This is a genomic window from Lysobacter sp. DMC104 (genome assembly GCF_056313665.1).
This window is the reverse complement of record NZ_JBQUZW010000013.1, coordinates 75,374-98,407: the sequence shown is the minus strand read 5'-3', so window position 1 is coordinate 98,407 and position 23,034 is coordinate 75,374. Positions and strand designations below refer to the sequence as shown.

Genomic DNA, 23,034 nt, shown 5'->3' with positions numbered 1-23,034 from the left:
ACCGAGGGGACAGCTTGGCCGCGAAAACGGTCAGAAAGATGAACGGACACGGACTCGGGCAGACCGCACGGAGACCCGCACGATGCGTCGAACGGGCGGCGATCAGCGGTCTTCGGCACGGAAATTCAGGATCAGCGTGCGGTTGAAGACGCTCTCGAAGCCTTGGTACGGCAGTGGCTGGGCCTTGAGCACGGCGGCCTCGACCGAGCGCCGGCCGGCCTCGTCGTACGGGCAGGACGGGTCGACCTGGGCATCGATCACGGTGCCGCCGGGGATCTGGCGGATCACGATCTTGCAGGCCTGCCCCGGCGGGACGTTGTCCGGGCGGGTCCAGTTGTCACGGATCTTCTCCATCAGCGCCTGCCGATACAGCTCGCCGGTGTTGGGATCGGCGCCGCGCTGGCCGGGCGGCGCGCTGGCGGCGGCCGCGGCCGAAGCCTGCTGGGCGCGGCGCTGGGCCAGTTGTTCCAACCGCTGCTGGGCGAGCGCGATCTCGCGCTGGTTCTGCTCCTTCTGGCGCTGGATGTCGGCGAGCTGTTGCTCGCGCTGGCGCTGCATCTCGGTCTTGCGCTGCTCGGCCTGCTGGCGCTCGCGCTCGGCGGTCAGGTCGACCTGGCCCTGGCGCTGCTTCGCCTCCTGCTCGCGCTGCGCGGTGTCGGCCGCGGTCGCGTCGGGTTTCACTTCCTGCTGGTCGACCTGGTCCGGGTCGGGCAACTGCTCCTGCGGCAGCGGCTGCGCCTCGGGCGGGGTTTCTTCCAGCGCATCGGGCAGCGGCTCCGGCGGTGGCTCGGGGGTCGTCTCCGGCGGCGACTCGGCCGAAGCATCGGGCGCGGGCCGGGTCCGCAGTGCGGCGAGGACGTCGGCCGGCAGCGCGTTCGGGTCGATCACGTCCGCGCTCACCGGCTCGCCGGCCGACGATGGCGGCGATCCGGGCAGCAGCGACGCCAGCAGCAGCACCGCCACCGGCACCAGGTGCAGCAGCAGCGAGAAGCCGACCGCAAGCGCGGTGTCGTCGCGACGTTCGCGCATCTACGCCCCGCCCTGCCCCGCGGCCAAAGGCTGCCCGGCGCGAAGGATCACTTGGTGTCCTCCGGCAGGCTGACCAGGCTGACCTTGGCGATGCCGGCGTCCTTGATCAGGTCGATGCCGCGCATCACCGTCTGGTAACTGGCATCGCTGGCGCCGTTGACCAGCACGGTGATGTCGTCGTTGCGTTTGCGCACCGCGCGCAATTCGGCGACGAGGTCCTTCGCGCCGACGCTGCGGTTGCGGCCGCGCTCGAGCATCAGCGCGTAGCCGCCGTCGGCGTAGATGCTGACCACCACCGGGTCCTTCGGCGTCTGCAGCGACTTCGCGCGCGACTGCGGCAGGTGGATGTCGGTGCCGAGGTTCAGCAGCGGCGCGGTCACCATGAAGATGATCAGCAGCACGAGCATCACGTCGATGTACGGCACGACGTTGATCTCGGCTTTCAGCTTGCGCTTGCGGCGACGGCCGGCGGCTTGGAGGGCCATGGTCGATGTCCGGTGAGGCGGGAGACGGGGACGATGCGGTCAACGGTCCGCGGCGGGCCGCGGGGTCAGTGCTCGTCCATGTGCGCCTGGCGCTGGAGGATCGAAGCGAACTCCTCGGCGAAGGCGTCGTAGCGCACCGCCAGCCGTTCGACGCGGGTGGCGAAGCGGTTGTAGGCCCACACCGCGGGGATCGCCGCGAACAGCCCCATCGCCGTGGCCAGCAGCGCCTCGGAGATGCCCGGCGCGACGGTGGCGATGGTCGCCTCCTTCATGCTGGCGAGGCCGTGGAACGACATCAGGATGCCCAGCACCGTGCCGAACAGGCCGACGTAGGGACTGATCGAGCCGACGTTGGCGAGGAATTCGAGGTTGTGTTCGAGCCCGTCGAGCTCGCGCGAGGCGGTCGCGCGCATCGCGCGCTGCGCGCCTTCGAGCTGACTGCGGGCATCGACGCCGCGGCGCTGGCGCACGCGGTTGAATTCGCGCAGGCCGCCTTCGAAGATCGCTTCCAGCCCGCTGATGTGCTGCTTGCGGCCCGCGGCCTCGGCGTAGAGCCGACCGAGGTCGCCACCGGCCCAGAAGCGTTCCTCGAAGCCGTCGGCTTCCTTCTGCGCGCGATCCAGCACCCGCTTCTTGCGGAAGATGATGACCCACGACGCCACCGACGCCAGCAGCAGCAGCGCCATCACCGCCTGCACCGGCAGGCTGGCCTCGACGATCAGCTTCAGGTAGTTCAGACCCGCCTCGGGCGCGGCGCCGGCGGCCGGGACCGCGGCGGACAGCGCCTGCGCCGGCAGCGGCTGGAGGTCGGTGGCCTGGACGGCAGTGAGCAGGACATCGGACAGCAGGTTCATCGCGGGATTCGCTCCACGTTCGGTTCGTCGCGACGGGCCTCGCCCGGCGCAGGGGATTCCTGGGACCGCAGCATCGACAGCAGATCGTCCGGGATCGCCATCGGGCGGAAGGTCGACGCCTCCAGCGCCGCGACCCGCACTTCCGCATCGATCAGCCGCCGGCCGTCGCGATCGATCGCCTGCGCGATCACGAGGCTGGCGCGGCGGCATTCGGCGAGCCGCACGCCGACCCGGAGGGCGTCATCCAGCCGCGCCGGCTGGCGGAAGTCGATCGTCATCGCACGCACCGCGAACACCAGACCGTGCTCGCGGCGCAGGCGTTCCTGGCCCCATCCCTGCGCGCGCAGCCACTCGGTGCGCGCGCGTTCGAGGAAGGCCAGGTACTGCGCGTGGTAGACCACGCCACCGGCGTCGGTATCCTCCCAATAGACCCGTGTCGGCCAGCTGAACTCGACCGCATCGAACCTGGGCGTGTCCATCGCCGCATCACGCACCGTCGCCACCCTCCGCGAACAGGTCGCGCGCCGGGGCCCGCGGTTTCAGGCCGAAATGGCGATACGCCTTCTGCGTGGCCATGCGCCCGCGCGCGGTGCGCACGAGGAAGCCCTGCTGGATCAGGTACGGTTCGATCACGTCCTCCAGCGTGCCGCGCTCCTCGCTCAGCGCCGCGGCCAGCGATTCCACGCCGACCGGGCCGCCGTCGAAGTTCTCGAGGATCAGCTGCAGCATGCGCCGGTCGAGTTCGTCGAAGCCTTCGGGATCGACCTTCAGCATCTTCATCGCGGCATCGGCGACGTCGCGGTCGATGTGGCCGGCAGCCTTCACCTGCGCATAGTCCCGTACGCGGCGCAGCAGGCGGTTGGCGATGCGCGGCGTGCCGCGCGAGCGGCGCGCGATCTCGCCGGCGCCGTCGGGCTCGCAGGCGATGCCGAGGATCTGCGCCGAACGGCGCACGATGCGGGTGAGTTCCTCGGCGCTGTAGAACTCCAGGCGCTGGACGATGCCGAAGCGGTCGCGCAGCGGCGCGGTCAGCAGGCCGGCGCGGGTGGTGGCGCCGATCAGCGTGAACGGCGGCAGGTCGAGCTTGATCGAGCGCGCCGCGGGGCCCTCGCCGATCATGATGTCGATCTGGAAGTCCTCCATCGCCGGGTACAGCACTTCCTCGACCACGGGCGAGAGGCGGTGGATCTCGTCGATGAACAGCACGTCGTGCGGCTGCAGGTTGGTGAGCAGCGCGGCGAGGTCGCCGGCCTTCTCGATCACCGGCCCGGACGTGACGCGCAGGTTGACGCCGAGTTCGTTGGCGATGACGTGGCTGAGCGTGGTCTTGCCCAGCCCCGGCGGGCCGAAGATCAGCACGTGATCCAGCGCCTCGCCGCGGCGCTTGGTGGCCTCGATGTAGATCGCCATCTGCTCGCGCACCGGCTGCTGGCCGAGGTATTCGTCCAGCCGTTTCGGGCGCAGGCCGGCGTCGGCGAGGTCGTCCTCGCGCGTGGCGCCGGAGGCGATGATGCGATCGGTGGTCATGCCGTCATTATGCATGCGCCCGGCGACGCCGCGGCCGTCGGGGAATGCGGCGCCGGGGCCTCGCGGGCCCGGGCGCACGGGGGTTGCGTCAGATCTGCACCTGCGCGCCCAGCTCCACCAGGCGGTTGCCCGGGATGCGGAAGAACCCGGTCGCCGAGGCGGCGTTGCGATGCATCAGCGCGAACAGCTTGTCGCGCCAGACCGGCATGCCGCGATGGGCGCTGGCGATGATGGTCTCGCGGCTGGAGAAGTACGTGGTGTCCATCGGGTCGAAGTGGATGCCGCCCTTGTCGCAGCTGCGCATCAGCGCCAGCGGCACGTCCGGCGTCTCCATGAAGCCGAAGCGGATCACGATGCGGTGGAAGTCGTTGCCGATGGCCTCGATCTTCAGGCACTTGTCCTTGGGCGCGTACGGCACGTTGAGCGTTTCCACCGTCAGGAACACGTTGCGCTCGTGCAGCACCTTGTTGTGCTTGAGGTTGTGCAGCAGCGCGTGCGGCACCACCGACTTGTCGGCGGTCAGGAACACCGCGGTGCCCGGCACGCGCACCGGCGGCGCCAGCATCAGGCCGGGCAGGAAGCTGTCGACCTGGATGCCTTCCTTGCGGATCTCGGCACGCAGCAGCTCGCGGCCACGGCGCCAGGTGCGCATCATCGTGAACGCGGTGAGGCCGATGAACAGCGGCACCCAGGCGCCGATGCCCGTCAGCAGCTTGGCGCCGTTGGCGAACAGGAACGCGCAGTCGATCGTCAGGAACAGCGCGCACAGCGGCAGCACCCAGCGCCGCGTGTCCGGCCAGCGCGTGTAGGCCACGATCGCCAGCAGCAGCGTGTCGATCAGCATGGTGCCGGTGACCGACAGGCCGTAGGCGGTCGCCAGCGCGGTCGCGCTGCGGAAGGACAGGGTCAGCGCGACGACCGCGGCGAACAGCGTCCAGTTGATCGACGGCACGTAGATCTGGCCGATCGTGTCCTTCGAGGTGTACTTGATCGCCAGTCGCGGCAGGTAGCCCAGCTGGATCGCCTGGCGGGTCACCGAGAACGCACCGGTGATCACCGCCTGCGACGCCACCGTGGCCGCGATCGTCGCCAGCACCAGCATCGGGATCTGCGCCCAGTCCGGGATCGACATGAAGAAGGGATTGGCGATCGCTTCCGGATGCACCAGCAGCAGCGCACCCTGGCCGTAGTAGTTCAGCACCAGCGCCGGCAGCACGAAGCCGAACCAGCCCCAGCGGATCGGCGTCTTGCCGAAGTGGCCGAGGTCGGCGTACAGCGCCTCGCCGCCGGTCACGGTCAGCACCACCGCGCCGAGCACGAACACCGCATGCCAGTTGTGGGTCATGAAGAAGCGCAGCGCCCACATCGGGTTGAGCGCGGACAGCACCGACGGGTGCTGCGCGATGTTGTGGACGCCGAAGGCCGCGATCACCACGAACCACGCGATCATCACCGGACCGAAGGCCTTGCCGACCTTCGCGGTGCCGAAGCGCTGCATCGCGAACAGGCCGGTGAGGATGACCAGGCTGATCGGCACCACCCAGGTCTTGAACACCGGCGAGATCACTTCGAGGCCGGCGATCGCGCCGAGCACGGTGATCGGCGGCGTGATCATGCCGTCGCCGAAGAACAGCGCCGCGCCGAAGATGCCGAGGATGCCGACCGCGTAGTTCAGCCGCGAACCGCTCTTGAGGCTGCGCTGCGCCAGCGCGGTGAGCGCCATGATGCCGCCCTCGCCTTCGTTGTCTGCACGCATGATCACGATCACGTACTTCAGCGTGACCACCAGCAGCAGCGCCCAGAAGCCGAGCGACAGCAGGCCCTTCACCGTCGCCGGATCCGGCGCCAGCCCGTAGTGCGGACTGAACATCTCCTGGATCGTGTAGAGCGGGCTGGTGCCGATGTCGCCGAACACCACGCCGACCGCCGCGACGACCAGCGCGGCGAGCCCGCCCGTGCCGTGCGACTGCGGATGGTGGGCGGAGGAAGCGTCGTGGGAAGGGGTATCGCTCATCGCGGGAATGCCCGAAGGCCCTCGTGGGTGGCGCGGGTCAGCGCAAGGCCGACTGCAACGCCTTGCGGATGATGGTGGCGGCGTCGTCGCCGGGAGCCGCGGCGTCGCGCGCCATGCGCGCGGCCTCCGCGGGCTTGTAGCCGAGCTGCTGCAGTGCGATCGTCGCTTCGGATTGCGCGTCGCCGATGGCGCCGACATTGAGCGTGTTGCCGGCACCGGCGAAATCGGCCGCGCGATCGCGCAGTTCCACGACCATGCGCTCGGCGGTCTTCTTGCCGATGCCCGGGATGCGGGTCAGCGCGGTCACGTCGCCGGCCTGCACCAGTCGCGCGAATTCGTCGACGCTCACGCCCGACAACACCGCCAGCGCGATCTTCGCGCCGATGCCGCTGACTTTCTGCACGTCGCGGAACAGCCTGCGCTCGGCCTCGCGCAGGAAGCCATACAGCGACACGCTGTCCTCCTTCTGCGCGTAGTGCGTGAACAGCACGACCTCGCGCCCGACGTCGGGCAGGTCGTAGAACGTGCTCATCGGCGCCTCCAGCTCGTAACCGACGCCGTGGACGTCGATCACCAGCCACGGCGGCTGCTTGTGGACGAGCATACCCCTGAGTCGACCGATCATGCCCGTCTCCGTCGCGCGGCGGCGCGACTCACTCCTTCAGCACCATGTCGATGCACATCACCGCGGCCATGATCAGGATGCGGACGTCGTCGTCCGGGGCCACGGCGTCGGAAACCGACAGCACGTAGTTGTCGGCGCTGGTGAACAGCTCCTTGCCCAGGCCGGCCCACTTCTTGCTGACCCGCGCGAGTTCCTTGTCCCCCTTGAGGAACTGGAATTCCCAGCTGGTCCACTTGCCCTTGAGCACGCAGACCTCGTTGTCGCGGGCATCGAGCACGCGGAACGCGCCGCCGATCGAGAAGAACTTCTGCTTGAAGCCGCCGATGACGCGGCCGTTCTCGTCCAGCACCTCGACCTTCGACAGGAACAGCGAGATGCCGCGGCGCACGGTCAGCGCCTTGCGCCCGTCGGTGCCGGTCAGCACGACCTCGAACGGGGTCATGCGCTTGTAGTCGGTGAAGCGGAACAGCTTGGTGAAGAAGCCGAGGTTGGGCTCGCGGCATTCCAGCAGCTTGGCGCCGCCGGCCGGATCGAACACGTCGTAGTTGTTGGCGGCCTTGAAGATGCCGGCGTGTTCCTTGATCAGGAACAGGTTCTGGCGCAGGGTGGAATGCATGCGGGCTCCGGAGGGAAGCGGATGGGAAAGGGAATGCGGGATGTTGTCGGGACGGGCGCGTTCAGCGCTTGCCCCAGGCCTCGCGCGTGCCCACGCCGAGCCGGCGCGCGGTCGCGCGCACGTGGGCGTGGGTGATGGCGACGGCAAGCGCGTCGGCGGCGTCGGCCTGGAGCTTGCCCTTGAGGTTGAGCATGAGTCCGACCATGTGCTGGATCTGTGCCTTGTCCGCGCCACCGGTGCCGACGACGGCGAGCTTCACTTCCTTCGCGGCGTATTCGTGCACCGGCAGGTCGCGCTGGACCACGGCGCACAGCGCCGCGCCGCGGGCGTGGCCGAGTTTGAGCGCCGAATCCGGGTTGCGGGCCATGAATACCTTTTCAATCGCCACTTCGTCGGGACGATGGGCGTCGAGGATAGCGCCGAGGCCTTCGAGCAATCGCTTCAATCTGGCCGGGAAACCGCCATGGCCATCGTCGTCGCCCTCGTCCGCCACCAGCAGCTTGATCGGTGCGTGGAACACGTGCGTCGCCTTGCCGGCCGCATCGACGTCGATGATGCCCACGCCGGTGCGCTGCGAACCGGGATCGATGCCGAGGATGCGAGTCACGTCGATGCGCTCGGCGATTGCAGGCTCAGGTGTACGCGTCGGCGCCGAGTTCGGCGTTGGAATAGACGTTCTGGACGTCGTCGAGGTCTTCCAGCCAGCGCAGCAGCTTGACCACCTGCTGCGCGGTCTCGCCGGAAACCGGGCTGTCGTTGTCGGCGCGGTACGTCACTTCGGCGATGTCGGCGGCGAGGCCCGCGGCTTCCATCGCGGCCTTGACCGCGGCGAAGGCGTCGGGCGAGGTCAGCACGTCGATCGCGCCGTCCTCGGGATACACCACCACGTCGTCGGCACCGGCGTCGATCGCGGCTTCGGTGACCTTGTCTTCGTCGGCACCGCCCGCGAACGACAGCACGCCGGTCTTCTTGAACATGAAGGACACCGAGCCTTCGGTGCCGAGGTTGCCGCCGAACTTGCTGAAGGCGTGGCGCACGTCGGCGACGGTCCGCACCTTGTTGTCGGTCAGGCAGTCGACGATGACCGCGACGCCGCCGGGCGCGTAGCCCTCGTAGCGCACTTCCTCGTACTCGACGCCTTCGAGTTCGCCGGTGGCCTTCTTGATCGCGCGCTCGATCACGTCCTTCGACATGTTGACCGCGAGCGCCTTGTCGACGGCGCTGCGCAGGCGCGGATTGCCGGCGGGATCACCGCCGCCGGCGCGCGCGGCAACGCCGATCTCGCGAATGATCTTGGTGAAGATCTTGCCGCGCTGCGCGTCGACCGCGTTCTTGCGCGCTTCGATGGAAGGACCTCTGCCCATGGGTGAACCGCACCTGAGTCGGAATGCCGAGCCGGGCATTTTACCCCAGTCCCGGTGCCGGCCACCGTCCGCCAGTCATCCGGCGAAGCGGCCCTCGCGCAGGAACCGGGCGGTCCGGGCGGCGACCTCGGCCGACAGCACCAGCCCGCTGTGGCTGGCGGGGAGCACGCAATGGTCGGTCAGGCCCTCCAGCCGGGTCTCGGCCACGGCCACGGTGCCGTCGGAGGCGCCATCGAGCGTGGCGAACAGGCCGCCCAGGCCCTTGGCGCGGTCGCCGGCGATCACGCCAACTTCGGCTGCGCCGGTCCACGGCGGGCAACCGCGCTCCAGCAGCGCCCGGCTGCGGCCCAGCGCCAGCCCCAGCGGCGGCCGGGCCGCCAGCCCGGCGGCGGCGGCGCTGCCGCGCAGCGGCGAGCCCAGGCAGACCACCCGCTGCACCGGCAGGTCCGGCGCCCGGCGCAGGGCTTCGAGGATCACCAGCCCGCCCAGGCTGTGGCCGACCAGATGCCGGACCGGATGGCGGCGCAGGTGCGCGATCAGCCGGTCGCCGGCGGTCTCGGGGTCGCGCCAGACGCTGGCATAGCCGAAGACGGTCGGCGCCAGGCCTTCGGCGCGCAGGCGCAGGGCGAACGGCGCCAGCCAGGCGCGGGCGTTCCAGATGCCGTGCACCAGCAGGACCGAAGGCGCTTCGGCGGGGGCGGAGTCGGGATCGGGGCGGGAAGCGGACATCGGCATCGGGTCGCGGCTCGGCGTTGACGGGGAACTCGTCCGGACATGGGCACGTCCCGGCGACGACGCAACCGTGCCGGAAAGGACAGGTCGTCGCGGTCAGGACGGCGGCGCAGCAGCCCGCAGCGCGTCGACGACCCGTTCCCCGATCCGCGCGTAACCGGCCGCAGTGAAATGCACGCCGTCGGGCAGCAGCAGATCGCCGAGCGGCACCTGCGACAGCGCGGCATGCAGGTCGTTGATCCGGAAGCCCGCCGCCCGGGCCAACTCAATCGCGATGCGGTTGTACGCCAGCACGTCGGCGGCGTACCGGCGCGACACCTTGGTGGCGTTGTGCGCGACCTCGTCGATCGGCGTGGTCGTCGCCCAGATCACGGTCGCGCCGCGATCGGCCAGCGCGGCGAAGATCGCGCGCAGGTTGTCGGCGTATTCGTCGGGCGTGGCGACCGGACGGTCGCGGCCGGGATCGTGGCGCAGGTCATGCAGCCCGCAGTTGAGATGGATCAGGTCGAACGCGCCGGCCGGCAACCAGGCATCGAGCTGCGCGCGCAGCTTGTGCGAGGACTCGCCGTTCTCCGCCGGCGACCACACCTGCCATGCCAGCGGCAGCGCGGCGCGCACGTACGGCTCGGTGCCCATGCGGATCGAATCGCCGACCAGCGCGACCCGCAACGGGCGGGCGTCCACACTCACGCTTCGCGCCGGAAGATGAACTCGTGGTCGTTGGTCTGGCCGACCGGGAACAGGTATTCGCCGACCCGGCCGAAGCCATAGCGCGCATAGAACCGCTGCGCGCCGAAGTTCTCGCTCCACACGCCCACCCACAGCGTGCGCGGGCCGTCGCGCAGCAGCCAGTCCATCGCGGTCTGCATCAGCTTCGCGCCCCAGCCGCCGTTGTGGGCGCGGGCGAGGATGTACAGCCGCTTGATCTCGCCGTCCGCCTCGCGCGCCTCGGGATGCGGCAGGCCGCACGGACCGACGAGGATATGGCCGATCGCCTCGTCGCCGTCCTCCAGCAGCCACACCGCATAACGCGGATCTTCGAGCAGTTCGCGCTGCGTCGCCGGGATGTAGCTGGTGTCGAGAAAGTACGCGAGGTCTTCCGGCGGATACAGGTGGCCGAAGGTCTCGGTGAAGTTGCGGCGCGCGATGTCGGCGACGCGCTCGGCGTCGGCAGGCGTTGCGCGGCGGATGGCGTAGGTCATCGCGAACCTCTCGTTTCCGGATCGGTAGAGCGGCCTCCAGGCCGCTGCTCTTTCGAGATCAAGCGAAAAACAGCGGCCTGGTGTTCAACAGCCGGAGACTGGTCAGGCCGCTCTACCACGGGATGCATCAGGCCTCGGTCGGACGCACCTGCACATGCACCTCGGCCAGCTGCGCGTCGGGGATCGGCGACGGCGCACCGGTCATCAGGCACTGCGCGGTGGTGGTCTTCGGGAAAGCGATGACGTCGCGGATCGATTCGGTGCCGGCCATCAGCGCAGCAATGCGGTCGATGCCGAAGGCGATGCCGCCGTGCGGCGGCGCGCCGTACTTCAGCGCGTCGAGCAGGAAGCCGAACTTCAGCTCCGCTTCCTCCGCACCGATGCCGAGCAACTCGAACACCGCCGACTGCATCTGCGAATTGTGGATACGGATCGAGCCACCGCCGATCTCGTTGCCGTTGAGCACCATGTCGTAGCCGCGCGAGACCGCGGTCTTCGCGTTCGCGCGCAGGTCGGCGATGTCGTCGACCGCCGGCGCGGTGAACGGATGATGCAGGGCGACGTAGCGCTGCGCTTCCGCGTCCCACTCGAACATCGGGAAGTCGGTGACCCACAGCGGTTTCCAGCCGGCCTCGACGAGGTTCAGGTCCTTGCCGAGCTTCAGGCGCAGCGCGCCCATGAAGTCGCTGGCGGTCTTGTAATCGGCGGCGCCGAAGAAGATCGCGTCGCCGGTCTGGGCGCCGGTGGCCTGCACGATCGCGGCCAGCGTGGCGTCGTCGAGGAACTTGGCGATCGGCGAGGCGATGCCCTCGCGGCCCTTCGCCGCGTCCTCGATCTTCATCCACGCCAGGCCCTTGGCGCCGTACTTCGCGGCGTGCGCGCCGCAGTCGTCGATCTGCTTGCGGCTGAGCGTCGCGCCGCCCGGCGCGCGCAGCGCGATCACGCGACCGTCGGCATGGTTCGCCCAGTCGGTGAACACCTTGAATTCGCAGGCCTTCACCAGCTCGGCGACGTCGACGAACTCCAGCGCGATGCGCAGGTCCGGCTTATCCGAACCGTAGCGGCGCATGGCTTCGGCGTAGGTCATGCGCGGGAACGGGTCGGCCAGCTCGACGTCCATCACCTCCTTGAAGACGGTGCGGATCATGCCTTCGGTGGTGTCCTGCACGTCGCGCTCGGACACCCACGCGAACTCCATGTCGAGCTGGGTGAATTCGAGCTGGCGGTCGGCGCGCAGCGCTTCGTCGCGGAAGCAGCGCGCGATCTGGTAATAGCGATCGAAGCCCGCCATCATCAGGATCTGCTTGAACAGCTGCGGCGACTGCGGCAGCGCGTAGAACTCGCCCGGATGCATGCGCGCCGGGACGAGGAAGTCGCGCGCGCCTTCCGGCGTGGCCTTGGTGAGGATCGGCGTCTCGATGTCCTGGAAGCCGCGTTCGTCCAGCCAGCGGCGCAGCGCCTGCACCAGGCGGATGCGGGTGCGCATCGCCTGCTGCATCTCGGGGCGGCGCAGGTCGAGGTAGCGGTACTTCAGGCGCACGTCCTCGCCCGGGTTCTCGTGCGCGTGGAACGGCAGCGCCTCCGCCTTGTTCAGCACTTCGATCGTGATGGGCACGATCTCGACCTTGCCGGTGCGGATCTTGTCGTTGACGGCATAGCGCGCGCGCACGGTGCCGGTGACGCGCACCGCATCCTCGGCGCCCAGCGCACCGGCGATCGCGAACAGCTCGGGCTGGTCGCTTTCGACCAGCACCTGCACGATGCCTTCGTGGTCGCGCAGGTCGACGAAGGCCTGGTGGCTCTGTGCACGGGCCTTGTTGACCCAGCCGCACACGGTCACGGTCTGGCCGATCAGCGCCTCGTCGACGAGGCCGCAGAAATGGGTACGCATGGGGGGAACTCCGGGTGTAGGATCGTCCGGCGTCAGCCGGGCCGGGCATTCTAGCGGTTGCGGCGCCCGCACGTGGCCGGAGGGATCGGCCCGCGGGCCCGGCGCGCCATTCCCGCCGTCACGGAGACACCGCATGTCCGCACTGCCCCGCCGCACGTTCCGCCGCCCATTCCGGTACGCCCGGCACGCCCTGCCCGCCTTCGCGCTGCTCGCCGCGCTGGCCGCGCCCGCGCTGGTGCCGCTCTCCGCCGCCCAGGAACCGGGAGCGCCGGGCGACGTCGGGACGCCGGGCATGGCCAAGGCCTATGCGCCCGAACGGCTGTGGGAGCTGGACGAAGGCGCGCAGCGCCGGGCCATCACCCAGGAATACAGCGACCAGTCCGACGGCCGCACCATCCCCGACGACCAGATGCGCTTCTACCTCGGCCAGGTGCGCTTCTCGCGCTGGACCTTCAGCCAGGTGCGCGCGGACATCGCCGAATCGCTGGCCGGCCACGGCGTGAGCGACGCCGCCGCCGCCAACACCCTGCGCTGCGAGAGCAGCGATGGCCGCCAGCGCAGCTGCACGCCGCCGTGGGCCGGGCGCTCGAAGCTGGTGCGCCAGTTGTCGAACACCGCCTGCGTGGAAGGCGAGAACTGGTGGTCGTCGGCCGGCCAGATCTCGGTCAGCGGCGGCTGCCGCGGCGAGTTCACCGAGGAACTGGACACCACCGCGGGCGGCATCCGCTGCGAAAGCACGAACGGCCAGCCGCAGACCTGCCCGATGCCGTGGTCGGGCAAGGCCAAGATCATCCGCCAGCTCTCCGGCACGCGCTGCGTGGCCAACCAGAACTGGTGGACCGCTCCGGGCGAAGTCCGCGTGACCGGCGGCTGTCGCGCGCTGTTCGCCTCGGTGGACGGCGAGACCGTCGGCTCGCAGATCCGCTGCGAAAGCATGGATCGCCGCTACCACGAATGCGGCAGCCAGCTGCACGGCACCCCGCGGGTCGTGCGCGAGCTGTCCAATGCCAGTTGCACGCTCGACCGCACCTACGGCCTGCGTGGCGGCAAGCTGTGGGTCAGCCTGGGCTGCCGCGCCATCTTCGAGGTCGCCGACGGTTCGCGCGACGGCTACAAGGTCACCTGCGAAAGCGTCGACGGCCGCTACTACAAGTGTCCCTGGGACCACAGCCGCGGCGGGCCGAAGCTGGTCCAGAAGCTGTCCGACCGCGAATGCCGGCAGGGTTACTCCTGGGGCTACGACCGCCGCTCGGGCATCTGGGTGAAGTACGGCTGCCGCGCCGTGTTCGCCCCGCGCTGAACCGCTCCGTGCCTCTTTCCCCGCTCTTCCACAAGGCCCGCCCATGACGCACCTCCGCCTGCTTTCCGTCCTGTTCCTCGCCTTCGCCGCGACCGCCCCGGTCGCACCCGAGGCCCGCGCCGAACTGTTCGACAAGGACACCGTGCGCTGCGAGAGCAAGGACACCCGCCGCGAGACCTGCAAGGTGTCGTGGCCGGGCCAGACCCGCCTGCTGCGCCAGCTGTCCGACACCGGCTGCGTCGCCGGCCGCACCTGGGGCTCGGCCCCGGGCAAGGTCTGGGTGGCGGGCGGCTGCCGCGCCGAGTTCGGGCCGCAGTTCTCCGGCAAGGAAATCCGCTGCGAAAGCGCGGACGGCCACCACGAGACCTGCGGCCGCGACCTCTACGGCCAGGCCGACCTGATCCGCCAGCTGTCGGACGCGCCCTGCCGCGAAGGCAGCACCTGGGGCCAGGGCAACGGCTCGATCTGGGTCGACAAGGGTTGCCGCGGCGTGTTCCGCGTGGGCCAGAGCAATGGCCGCTACAGCACCACCTGCGGCAGCGAGAACGGCCGTCGCCAGACCTGCAGCTGGGACGCCCGCCGAGGCAAGCCGGTACTGCTGGAGACGCTGTCGAAGTCGCCCTGCACGCAGGGCCGCAGCTGGGGCTACGACGCCCGCGGCGGGCTGTGGGTCGACGAAGGCTGCCGCGGCCGGTTCGGCGTGCACTGACGCCTCCTGCCCGCGACGCCCACGAAAAAGCCCCGCCGATGCGGGGCTTTTTCATTGCGCCGAATGGCAGGTCAGGTGCCGGCGGGCTTGGCGGCAGGCGCCGGAGCGGGCGCGGGTGCCGACTCGGGCTTCGCGGCCGGCGCCGACTCCGCCTTGGGCGCGTCGCCCTTCTCGACGAGGTTGCGCTTGCGGTCGCCGTCCTTCTTGAAGTCGGTCTCGTACCAACCACTGCCGGACAGACGGAAGGCGGGGGCGGTCAGTTGCCTGCGGACGCGTGGCTCGCCGCAGGCCGGACAGGTCTCGGGATCGGGATCGGAGAGTTTCTGCAGGCGGTCGAAGGCATGGCCGCAGGCGTCGCACGCGAAGGCATAGATGGGCATGGGCGCGGAGAAAGGCTCGGAACGGGTGGGGAATCTGGCGTCCATGTTACCGATTTCAAGCGTGGGCCTCGCACGGGGGCGCACGGACGGCGCGCCGGGGCCATTGCCGGGCCGCGAAGGTGAATACGTTTGCATGCGCGCGAAGGTGCGTGCGACATCGCGATGTGCGTTCGCACATCCGGCGATAGTGCCGGCGCGCGCAGGACCCGCGCGCCCCCACTTCCCGGAGAACACGACGATGCAGCACTGGATCAGGACCGTCGGCGCGCTGCTGCTGACCGCATGGCTGGCGCTATTGCCCACGCAGGCGGCGCAGGCGGCGATCAACGCGCAGAACCTCGGCGCGAAATACGACGCCACCAACAGCAACATCACCTTCCGCGTGTATTCCTCGCGCGCCACCCGCATCGAGGTGTGGATCTACAAGACCGCCTCGGGCGCGCAGGAGAAGGTCAACTACGTGATGACCAAGGACACGGCGACCAACGTCTGGTCGAAGACCGTGTCCGTGGCGACCCTGCAGACCACGTACGGCATCACCGGCCCGGTCTACTACGGCTACCGCGCCTGGGGCCCGAACTGGACGTACAGCAGCACCTGGACCAAGGGCAGCGCGACCGGCTTCGTCACCGACATCGACGCCAACGGCAACCGCTTCAATCCCAACAAGCTGCTGCTGGATCCCTATGCCCGCGAGATGAGCCAGGACCCGAACACGGCCACCTGCACCAGCGGCACGATCTACGCCTCCGGGGCCAGCTACCGCAACCTCGACAGCGGCGCCTGCGCGCCCAAGGGCATCGTGCTGGCGACCGACGCCACCTCGTTCGGCACCAAGCCCACGCGCGCCTTCAAGGACGACATCGTCTACGAAGTGCACGCCCGCGGCCTGACCATGAACGACACCTCGGTGCCGCTCGCGAAGCGCGGCACCTACGCCGGCGCCGCGTTGAAGGCCTCGTACCTCGCCGGGCTGGGCGTGACCGCGGTGGAATTCCTGCCGGTGCAGGAAACCCAGAACGACCAGAACGACATCAACCCCAACTCGGACGACGGCGACAACTACTGGGGGTACATGACCCTCAACTACTTCGCGCCCGACCGTCGCTATTCGTCCGACAAGACCGCCGGCGGCCCGACCCGCGAGTTCAAGGCGATGGTGAAGGCGTTCCATGACGCCGGCATCAAGGTCTACATCGACGTGGTCTACAACCACACCGGCGAAGGCGGCGCGTGGGGCGGCACCGACGGCCTGACCGTCTACAACCTGCTGTCGTGGCGCGGCCTGGACAACCCGACCTACTACTCGCTGACCAGCAACCTGCAGTACTCGTGGGACAACACCGGCGTGGGCGGCAACTACAACACCCGCAACCCGATCGCGCAGAACATGATCGTCGACTCGCTGGCCTACTGGCGCGACACGCTCGGCGTCGACGGCTTCCGCTTCGACCTGGCCTCGGTGCTCGGCAACACCTGCGAACATGGCTGCTACAACTTCGACAAGATGGACAGCGGCAACGCGCTGAACCGCATCGTCAACGAACTGCCGCCGCGTCCGGCCGGCGGCGGCAGCGGCCTGGACCTGATCGCCGAACCGTGGGCGATCGGCGGCAACTCGTACCAGGTCGGCGGCTTCCCGTCGGGCTGGGCCGAGTGGAACGGCGCCTTCCGCGACGCCATGCGCAAGAAGCAGAACAAGATGGGCGTCGAGGTCGTCACCACCGGCACGCTCGCCTCGCGCTTCGCAGGCTCGTCCGATCTCTACGGCGACGACGGCCGCAAGCCGTGGCATTCGGTCAACTTCATGGTGGCGCACGACGGCTTCACCCTGAACGACCTCTACGCCTACAACAGCAAGCAGAACAGCCAGGCATGGCCGTACGGCCCGTCCGACGGCGGCGAGGACAACAACAACAGCTGGGACCAGGGCGGCGTGGTACTCGACCAGCGTCGCGCGGCGCGCACCGGCATGGCGTTCATGCTGCTGGGCGCCGGCGTGCCGATGTTCACCGGCGGCGACGAAGCGCTGCGCACGCAGTTCGGCAACAACAACGCCTACAACCTCGACTCGCCGGCGAACTGGCTGTACTGGACGCGCAGCGGCGTCGAGGCCGACTTCCAGACCTTCACCACGCGCCTGATCGCGTTCCGCAAGGCGCATCCGTCGCTGCGCCCGGCCAACTTCTACTCGGCCTCCGACACCAACGGCAACGTGATGGAGCAGCTGCGCTGGTTCAAGCCGGACGGCGGCGTCGCCGATTCGGCCTACTTCGGCAGCACGAGCAACCACGCCATCGCCTGGCGCATCGACGGCAGCGAGTTCGGCGACAGCGCGAGCGCGATCTACGTCGCCTACAACGGCTGGTCGGGCAACGTGAACTTCACCCTGCCGTGGCCGGGCACCGGCAAGCAGTGGTATCGCGTCACCGACACCGCGACCTGGAACGAAGGTCCGAACACCGTCGTCGTGCCGGGTTCGGAAACGCTGATCGGCGGTGAATACACCGTCTATGGATTGCAGGGTCGTTCGCTGCTGGTACTGATCGCGAAGTGAGTCCCCCCCATCGCGGGCGTGGCGGTTGCCACGCCCGCGATGCCATTCCGCCCGCTGCAACGGCGAGGCACCATCGATCTTCCGCATGAAGACGATCCGTCGCACGTATCGAAGCGACGCAAACCGGCCAACTCTGTCCCGCATCGACGCGGGACAGCATGCATTCCGACCGATCTGCCGCGTTGCGTCACACACCTCGACGTGCCGTGGAATTCAGGCACATCGGGTGTTGTCTTTCGTGCGTACAGCGCGTTCGAGAAACGCAACGGACCATGATTCGCATTCATCCGGATGCGTCGCGCACGACGCGTGAAGCAGCGATCCGCATGCGAAAAAGCGGCCAACGTGCAGACTGCAATGCAGGAACTGCAACCGATTGCACGAAAATGCGGCGCGATCTGGCACCGCGCTTGCTCTTTCTCCGATTGCGGGAACACGGCGTCGGAACATCGACATCGCCCGGGGGGTCGCAGACGAAGAAACGCATGACGTTTCGAGGACGCGGATCGCAAGCATGCAAGTCACCGGGCGCAGTGCCCAAGAGGTCGATTCGATGTTCAGGTTCAATCGCAATTCCGCTGAAACACCCACCGAAATCGGCGGCAACCTGCCTCGGACGGACGCGTCGTCGTCCGAGCACGATCCCGCCCTCATTCCCCACCTCATCGCCGACCACGCCCTCCTGAGGGACCTGCTGGGACGGCTCGAGGACCTCGCGATCCATCGGCATTACCAGCGCATCCCGGGCCTGCTGCTGCGGCTGCGCGACGAGCTGGTGCGGCACATCGAGGAAGAGGACGCGCACTTCTACGGCCCCGTGCTGAATGCGCTGGAGAACGATGCGCCCGCGCGCCAGCGCCTGGAGCGCGCGCATGCGCGCATGGCCGGGATCGCGCGCCTCGCGCTGCTGTTCGTGAAGCACTACGACGGCATCTACGTGACCACCTCGACCCGCGAAGCGTTCATGCGCGATCTCGACGTGGTCGAATCGCTGCTGAGCGACCGCATCGAACTGGAGGAGATGTCGCTGTACACCCTCTACGAGCGGACGAACACCGCAGCCACCGGCGCACCGCACCTGCGCGCCGTCGGCTGAAGCGCGCCGGCCGCGACGTTCAGCCGTACAGCGCCAGCAGCTCGGATTCGGCCGCGTCGAGTTCCGCGCGCAGGGTCTGCTGCTCGCGGCCGAGGTCGGCGGCGCGCTTGCCGCCGTCGGCGTAGGCCGCGGGTTCACCCAGTTCCACCTCGATCGCCGCCAGCCGCGTTTCCAGCTCGGCGACGCGCGCCTCCAGCTTCGCCAGCTTGTGCGGGTTGATCTTCTTCGCCGGTGCCGCGGGCGCAGGCGCCGGGGCGGGTACGGCCGCAGCCGGTTTCGCTTCGATCTTCTTTGCGTCGGCTTTCTTCGGATCGGCGGCGGCACGGGTCCGCAGCCACGCGGCGTATTCGTCGAGGTCGCCGTCGAAGGGCTCGACCACGCCGTCGGCCACGCGCACGAACGTGTCGCAGACCAGACCGATCAGGTGCCGGTCGTGCGACACCATCACGATCGCGCCCTCGAAGTCGCTCAGCGCCTCGGCCAGCGCCTCGCGCATGTCCAGGTCGAGGTGGTTGGTCGGTTCGTCCAGCAGCAGCACGTTCGGCTGCCGCCACGCGATCAGCGCCAGCGCGAGGCGCGCCTTCTCGCCGCCGGAGAAGCCGTCGATGCTCTCGAACGCGCGGTCGCCGGGGAAATACCACTTGCCGAGGAAGTCGCGGAACGCTTGCGTGACGGTGTCCGGCGACAGCTCGCGCAGGTGGTCGATCGGCGAGGTGCCGGCCACCAGCGATTCCACCGTGTGCTGCGCGAAGTAGCCGATGCGCAGGTCCGGGTGGGCATAGCGCTCGCCCGCCAGCAGCGGCAGTTCGCCGACCAGCGTCTTCACCAGCGTCGACTTGCCGGCGCCGTTGGGGCCGAGCAGGCCGATGCGGTCGCCGGCCTCCAGGCCGAAGCCGACATCGTGGAGGATGATCTTGCTTTCTCCTTCTCCCTCCGGGAGAAGCGCCTGCCCCGGACTCGATCCGGGGTGGCGCGAAGCGCCGGATGAGGGTGCGGCGGCCGCCGACGTCGACGCCTGCCCGGGGCCCTCTCCCCAACCCCTCTCCCGGGGGGAGAGGGGCTTTGATGCGTAACCGCAGTCAGCGTCGTTCAGCCGCATCAGCGCGAACGGCATCTTCGACGGCGCCGGGAACTCGATCCGGAACTCGCGCTCGGCGCGCACCGCCTCGGTGCCCGCCAGCTTCTCCAGCCGCTTCATGCGCGACTGCGCCTGCTTGGCCTTGCTGGCCTTGGCCTTGAAGCGGTCGATGAACTTCTGCAGGTGCGCGCGCTCGACCTGTTCCTTCTCGAACGCGATCTGCTGTTGCCGCAGGTGTTCGGCGCGCTGGCGCTCGAACTGGGTGTAGTTGCCGACGTACAGCTTCGCCTTGCCGTCGTGCAGGTGCAGGATGTGGGTGACGACGTTGTCGAGGAACTCGCGGTCGTGCGAGATCACCAGCAGCGTGCCGGGATAGCGGCGCAGCCAGTCTTCCAGCCAGACCACGGCGTCGAGGTCGAGGTGGTTGGTCGGTTCGTCCAGCAGCAGCAGGTCGCTGGGCGTCATCAGCGCCCGCGCCACGTTCAGGCGCACGCGCCAGCCGCCGGAGAAGTCGGACACGGGCTTCGGGTGGGTCTCGGCCGGGAAGCCCAGGCCGTGCAGCAGCTTGCCGGCGCGGGCGCTGGCGTCGTAGCCGTTGAGTTCCTCCAGCCGGTGGTGGGCCTCGGCGACGGCTTCCCAGTCCTCGGCGGCGAACGCATTCGCCTCGGCCTGCACCGCCGCGTGCACCGCGGCGTCGCCGCTCAGCACGAAGTCCAGCGCCGGGTCCGGCAGCGACGGCGTTTCCTGCGCCACGCTGGCGATCCGCGCCTTGCCCGGCAGGTCCAGGTCACCCTTGTCGGGCTCGACCTCGCCCATCAGCGCCGCGAACAGCGAGGACTTGCCGGTGCCGTTGCGGCCGACCACGCCCACGCGCCAACCGGCATGCATGGTCAGGTCGACATCGGACAACAGCAGGCGCTCGCCCCGGCGGAGGGCGAAATTGCGGAAGGAAATCATGGGGATGCGGGGACGGGTGCGTGGCGCGGGACCCGCGGCAGCGGGCGGTCGGCGATTGTACGCCGGGCCGCCGGGGCGGGGGCATGCATCTTTCCATGCCGATGCATGCGTTGACCCTCCGGAAACCCGTGTGCTACACCAGATCGGACAGTCCTGTCATCCCCACGCAAGGAACCCGTCATGATCCGCCACCCGCTCGCGCTGGGCCTCCTGCTCGCGCTGAACACCGCCCCGGCCCTGGCCCAGGCCCAGTCGCAGGCCGAAACCCAGGACAAGACCACCGACGACAGCAGCCTCGAAACGGTCGTCGTCACCGGTACCCGCACCGCGACCCGCACCGTCGCCACCTCGCCGTCGCCGATCGACGTCATCACCCCGGCGGCGCTGGAAGCCACCGGCACCACCGAACTGGCCAACGCGCTGTCGCGCGCCCTGCCCTCGCTGAACTTCCCGCGCCCGGCCATCACCGACGGCACCGACGCCGTGCGCCCGGCGCAGCTGCGCGGCCTCGCGCCCGACCAGGTGCTGGTGCTGGTCAACGGCAAGCGCCGCCACACCACCGCGCTGATCAACCTCAACGGCAGCCAGGGCCGCGGCTCGTCGCCGGTCGACCTCAACGCCATCCCGATCTCCGCCATCCAGCGCGTCGAAGTGCTGCGCGACGGCGCCTCGGCGCAGTACGGCTCCGACGCCATCGCCGGCGTGATCAACATCGTGCTGAAGAATGGCGACGAGGGCGGCAGCGCGCAGCTGGTCGCCGGCCAGTACAGCGCCGGCGACGGCCGCAACGTGCAGCTGTCGGGCGACATCGGCCTGAAGCTGGGCGCCGAGGGCTTCGTGCACCTCGCCGCCGAAGGCCGCAACCAGGACCAGACCGATCGCGCCCGGCCATACCGCCTCGCCCCCGGCGTCACCACCTGGCCGGCCACCGCACCGCCGCCAGGCAAGGTCGTGCAGCGCTTCGGCGATCCGGAGATCGAACAGTATTCGTTCTCGGCCAACGCCGAGCTGCCGGTCAACGACGCCCTGACCTTCTACGGCTTCGCCAACGCCGCGCGCCGCGACGCGCTGTCCAACGGCTTCTTCCGCACCGCCGCCGACACCCGCAACGTCCCGGCGATCTATCCGGACGGCTTCCTGCCGCAGATCCGCAACATCGCCGAGGACCGCGCCGCCGTGGTCGGCCTGCGCGGCCTGACCGTGCTCGACTGGGACGTCGACCTGAGCGTGAACTACGGCCGCAACGACCTGAGCTTCGGCGTCGAGCACAGCCTCAACCGCAGCATGGGCACCGCCTCGCCGACCAAGTTCGACGCCGGCGACCTGCAGATCACCCAGCACGTGCTGAACCTCGACGTCACCCGCGCATTCGACGTGAAGTGGCTGGCGACGCCGCTGAACGTGGCGTGGGGCCTGGAATGGCGCGGCGAAGGCTTCCGCCAGTCCGCGGGCGAACCCTCGTCCTACCTCAACGGCGGCGTGCTGCTGCCGGGCGGCACCCCGGCACCGTCGGGCTCGCAGGTGTTCCCGGGCTTCCGCCCGGCCGACGCCGGCGACTTCAGCCGCGAGAGCTACTCGGCCTACCTCGACCTCGAATCCAACATCACCGACCGCTTCAACCTCGGCTTCGCCGCGCGCAACGAAAGCTACAGCGACTTCGGCAGCACCGCCTCCGGCAAGCTGTCGGGCCGCTTCGACTTCAGCGACGCCGTCGCCGTGCGCGGTACGGTGTCGACCGGCTTCCGCGCACCGTCGCTGCAGCAGCAGTACTTCCGTTCGACCGCCACCAACTTCATCGGCGGCGTGCCGTTCGACATCCGCACCTTCCGCGTCAACGATCCCGCCGCCATCGCCCTCGGTGCCGAGCCGCTGAAGCCGGAGAAGTCGCGCAACCTCAGCCTGGGCCTGGTGCTGAAGCCGGTGTCGAACCTCTACATCACCGTCGACGCGTACCAGATCTCGATCGACGACCGCATCATGCTGTCGGAGAACCTGACCTCCGCCGCGGTGCGCGCCTACCTCAACGCCAACGTCGACCCGGCGCTGGGCGGCGGCCGCTACTTCACCAACGCCATCGACACCCGCACCCGCGGCGTGGACGCCATCGCGACCTACCGCTGGCTGATCGGCGACGGCAGCCTCGACCTCACCGCCGGCTACAACCACAACAAGACCACGGTGGAGCGCATCGCGCCGAACCCGGCCGCCCTCACCGCGATCGACCCGACCGCGGTGCGCATCGGCCGCGTGGAAGTGGGCCGGCTCACCGTCGGCGCGCCCAGCGACAAGTTCCAGCTCGGCGGCGTCTACACCCTGGGTAACTGGAAGTTCTCCGCGAACGCCACCCGCTACGGCAAGTTCAGCGTGCTGTTCGGCAACAACCCGGCCGACACCTCGCGCGACCAGACCTTCGACCCGCAGTGGACGCTGGACCTGGCCGGCACCTGGCGCCTGCGCAACTGGGACTTCACCCTCGGCGCCGACAACGTGCTGGATTCGTACCCGGACGAAGTGCTGTTCGCGAACGCGACCAACGGCCAGCTGCCCTACAGCAGCACCTCGCCGAACGGCTTCAACGGCGCGTACGTCTACGGCCGCGTCGGCTTCAAGTGGTAAGC

21 protein-coding genes are annotated in these 23,034 nt (G+C 69.2%); 5 read left to right on the top strand and 16 right to left on the bottom strand.

All coding sequences use genetic code 11. The features are described 5' to 3' along the window. Positions 1 to 102: 102 nt before the first annotated feature. The 14 genes from ACT53R_RS16315 to aspS all read right to left on the bottom strand — a co-directional run bounded on the left by ACT53R_RS16315 (position 103) and on the right by aspS (position 12,339). The gene (locus tag ACT53R_RS16315; protein ID WP_476172966.1) at positions 103 to 1,029 is read right to left on the bottom strand and encodes a TonB C-terminal domain-containing protein; all 927 of its coding nucleotides are present in this window, start codon (positions 1,027 to 1,029) and stop codon (positions 103 to 105) included. A gap of 47 nt (positions 1,030 to 1,076) precedes the next feature. Next, complete coding sequence (locus tag ACT53R_RS16310) at positions 1,077 to 1,514, bottom strand: ExbD/TolR family protein (protein ID WP_476172965.1); 438 nt, start codon at positions 1,512 to 1,514, stop codon at positions 1,077 to 1,079. Positions 1,515 to 1,579: 65 nt separating this feature from the next. Beyond that, positions 1,580 to 2,359 (bottom strand): protein TolQ, encoded by a 780-nt coding sequence (gene tolQ, locus ACT53R_RS16305; protein ID WP_476172994.1) that lies wholly within the window; start codon positions 2,357 to 2,359, stop codon positions 1,580 to 1,582. A gap of 5 nt (positions 2,360 to 2,364) precedes the next feature. Then, on the bottom strand, positions 2,365 to 2,847 hold the full coding sequence (ybgC, locus tag ACT53R_RS16300) for a tol-pal system-associated acyl-CoA thioesterase (RefSeq protein WP_476172964.1): 483 nt from the start codon (positions 2,845 to 2,847) through the stop codon (positions 2,365 to 2,367). A gap of 7 nt (positions 2,848 to 2,854) precedes the next feature. Further along, complete coding sequence (gene ruvB, locus ACT53R_RS16295) at positions 2,855 to 3,895, bottom strand: Holliday junction branch migration DNA helicase RuvB (RefSeq protein ID WP_476172963.1); 1,041 nt, start codon at positions 3,893 to 3,895, stop codon at positions 2,855 to 2,857. Between the two features lie 88 nt (positions 3,896 to 3,983). Continuing rightward, on the bottom strand, positions 3,984 to 5,909 hold the full coding sequence (locus ACT53R_RS16290; RefSeq protein ID WP_476172962.1) for a potassium transporter Kup: 1,926 nt from the start codon (positions 5,907 to 5,909) through the stop codon (positions 3,984 to 3,986). 37 nt (positions 5,910 to 5,946) lie between these two features. After that, positions 5,947 to 6,534: a Holliday junction branch migration protein RuvA gene (gene ruvA, locus ACT53R_RS16285; protein ID WP_476172961.1), complete on the bottom strand. Its 588-nt coding sequence runs from the start codon at positions 6,532 to 6,534 to the stop codon at positions 5,947 to 5,949. A 28-nt stretch (positions 6,535 to 6,562) separates the two neighbouring features. Continuing rightward, positions 6,563 to 7,150: an LURP-one-related family protein gene (locus ACT53R_RS16280; RefSeq protein WP_476172960.1), complete on the bottom strand. Its 588-nt coding sequence runs from the start codon at positions 7,148 to 7,150 to the stop codon at positions 6,563 to 6,565. 61 nt (positions 7,151 to 7,211) lie between these two features. Further along, complete coding sequence (gene ruvC / locus ACT53R_RS16275) at positions 7,212 to 7,757, bottom strand: crossover junction endodeoxyribonuclease RuvC (protein WP_476172959.1); 546 nt, start codon at positions 7,755 to 7,757, stop codon at positions 7,212 to 7,214. Positions 7,758 to 7,782: 25 nt separating this feature from the next. Further along, positions 7,783 to 8,514, bottom strand: coding sequence for a YebC/PmpR family DNA-binding transcriptional regulator (locus ACT53R_RS16270; RefSeq protein WP_476172958.1), 732 nt, complete (start codon positions 8,512 to 8,514; stop codon positions 7,783 to 7,785). A 75-nt stretch (positions 8,515 to 8,589) separates the two neighbouring features. Then, positions 8,590 to 9,243: an esterase/lipase family protein gene (locus ACT53R_RS16265; RefSeq protein WP_476172957.1), complete on the bottom strand. Its 654-nt coding sequence runs from the start codon at positions 9,241 to 9,243 to the stop codon at positions 8,590 to 8,592. Between the two features lie 99 nt (positions 9,244 to 9,342). Continuing rightward, the gene (locus ACT53R_RS16260) at positions 9,343 to 9,936 is read right to left on the bottom strand and encodes an SGNH/GDSL hydrolase family protein (RefSeq protein ID WP_476172956.1); all 594 of its coding nucleotides are present in this window, start codon (positions 9,934 to 9,936) and stop codon (positions 9,343 to 9,345) included. Beyond that, positions 9,933 to 10,448: an N-acetyltransferase family protein gene (locus ACT53R_RS16255; protein ID WP_476172955.1), complete on the bottom strand. Its 516-nt coding sequence runs from the start codon at positions 10,446 to 10,448 to the stop codon at positions 9,933 to 9,935. The genes ACT53R_RS16260 and ACT53R_RS16255 overlap by 4 nt, the downstream gene beginning before the upstream one ends. Before the next feature lie 127 nt (positions 10,449 to 10,575). Beyond that, positions 10,576 to 12,339 (bottom strand): aspartate--tRNA ligase, encoded by a 1,764-nt coding sequence (aspS, locus tag ACT53R_RS16250; RefSeq protein WP_476172954.1) that lies wholly within the window; start codon positions 12,337 to 12,339, stop codon positions 10,576 to 10,578. Between the two features lie 133 nt (positions 12,340 to 12,472). Between aspS and ACT53R_RS16245 the strand changes: the two genes are divergently transcribed. Then, positions 12,473 to 13,639 (top strand): DUF3011 domain-containing protein, encoded by a 1,167-nt coding sequence (locus ACT53R_RS16245; protein WP_476172953.1) that lies wholly within the window; start codon positions 12,473 to 12,475, stop codon positions 13,637 to 13,639. A gap of 43 nt (positions 13,640 to 13,682) precedes the next feature. After that, positions 13,683 to 14,348 (top strand): DUF3011 domain-containing protein, encoded by a 666-nt coding sequence (locus ACT53R_RS16240; protein WP_476172952.1) that lies wholly within the window; start codon positions 13,683 to 13,685, stop codon positions 14,346 to 14,348. Between the two features lie 71 nt (positions 14,349 to 14,419). On the opposite strand, the gene ACT53R_RS16235 is transcribed toward ACT53R_RS16240, so the two are convergent. Further along, entirely contained in the window at positions 14,420 to 14,728 is a 309-nt protein-coding gene (locus tag ACT53R_RS16235) for an FmdB family zinc ribbon protein (protein ID WP_476172951.1), read from the bottom strand. A 238-nt stretch (positions 14,729 to 14,966) separates the two neighbouring features. Between ACT53R_RS16235 and ACT53R_RS16230 the strand changes: the two genes are divergently transcribed. Continuing rightward, positions 14,967 to 17,285, top strand: coding sequence for a glycogen debranching protein (locus ACT53R_RS16230; RefSeq protein WP_476172950.1), 2,319 nt, complete (start codon positions 14,967 to 14,969; stop codon positions 17,283 to 17,285). A 553-nt stretch (positions 17,286 to 17,838) separates the two neighbouring features. Further along, entirely contained in the window at positions 17,839 to 18,381 is a 543-nt protein-coding gene (locus ACT53R_RS16225; RefSeq protein ID WP_476172949.1) for a hemerythrin domain-containing protein, read from the top strand. Between the two features lie 19 nt (positions 18,382 to 18,400). Here the strand turns inward: ACT53R_RS16225 and ACT53R_RS16220 are convergent, their stop codons facing one another. Beyond that, positions 18,401 to 20,416 (bottom strand): ABC-F family ATP-binding cassette domain-containing protein, encoded by a 2,016-nt coding sequence (locus tag ACT53R_RS16220; protein ID WP_476172948.1) that lies wholly within the window; start codon positions 20,414 to 20,416, stop codon positions 18,401 to 18,403. 180 nt (positions 20,417 to 20,596) lie between these two features. Between ACT53R_RS16220 and ACT53R_RS16215 the strand changes: the two genes are divergently transcribed. Beyond that, a complete protein-coding gene (locus ACT53R_RS16215; protein ID WP_476172947.1) occupies positions 20,597 to 23,032 on the top strand; it encodes a TonB-dependent receptor plug domain-containing protein in 2,436 nt (811 codons plus the stop codon). Positions 23,033 to 23,034: the final 2 nt, after the last annotated feature.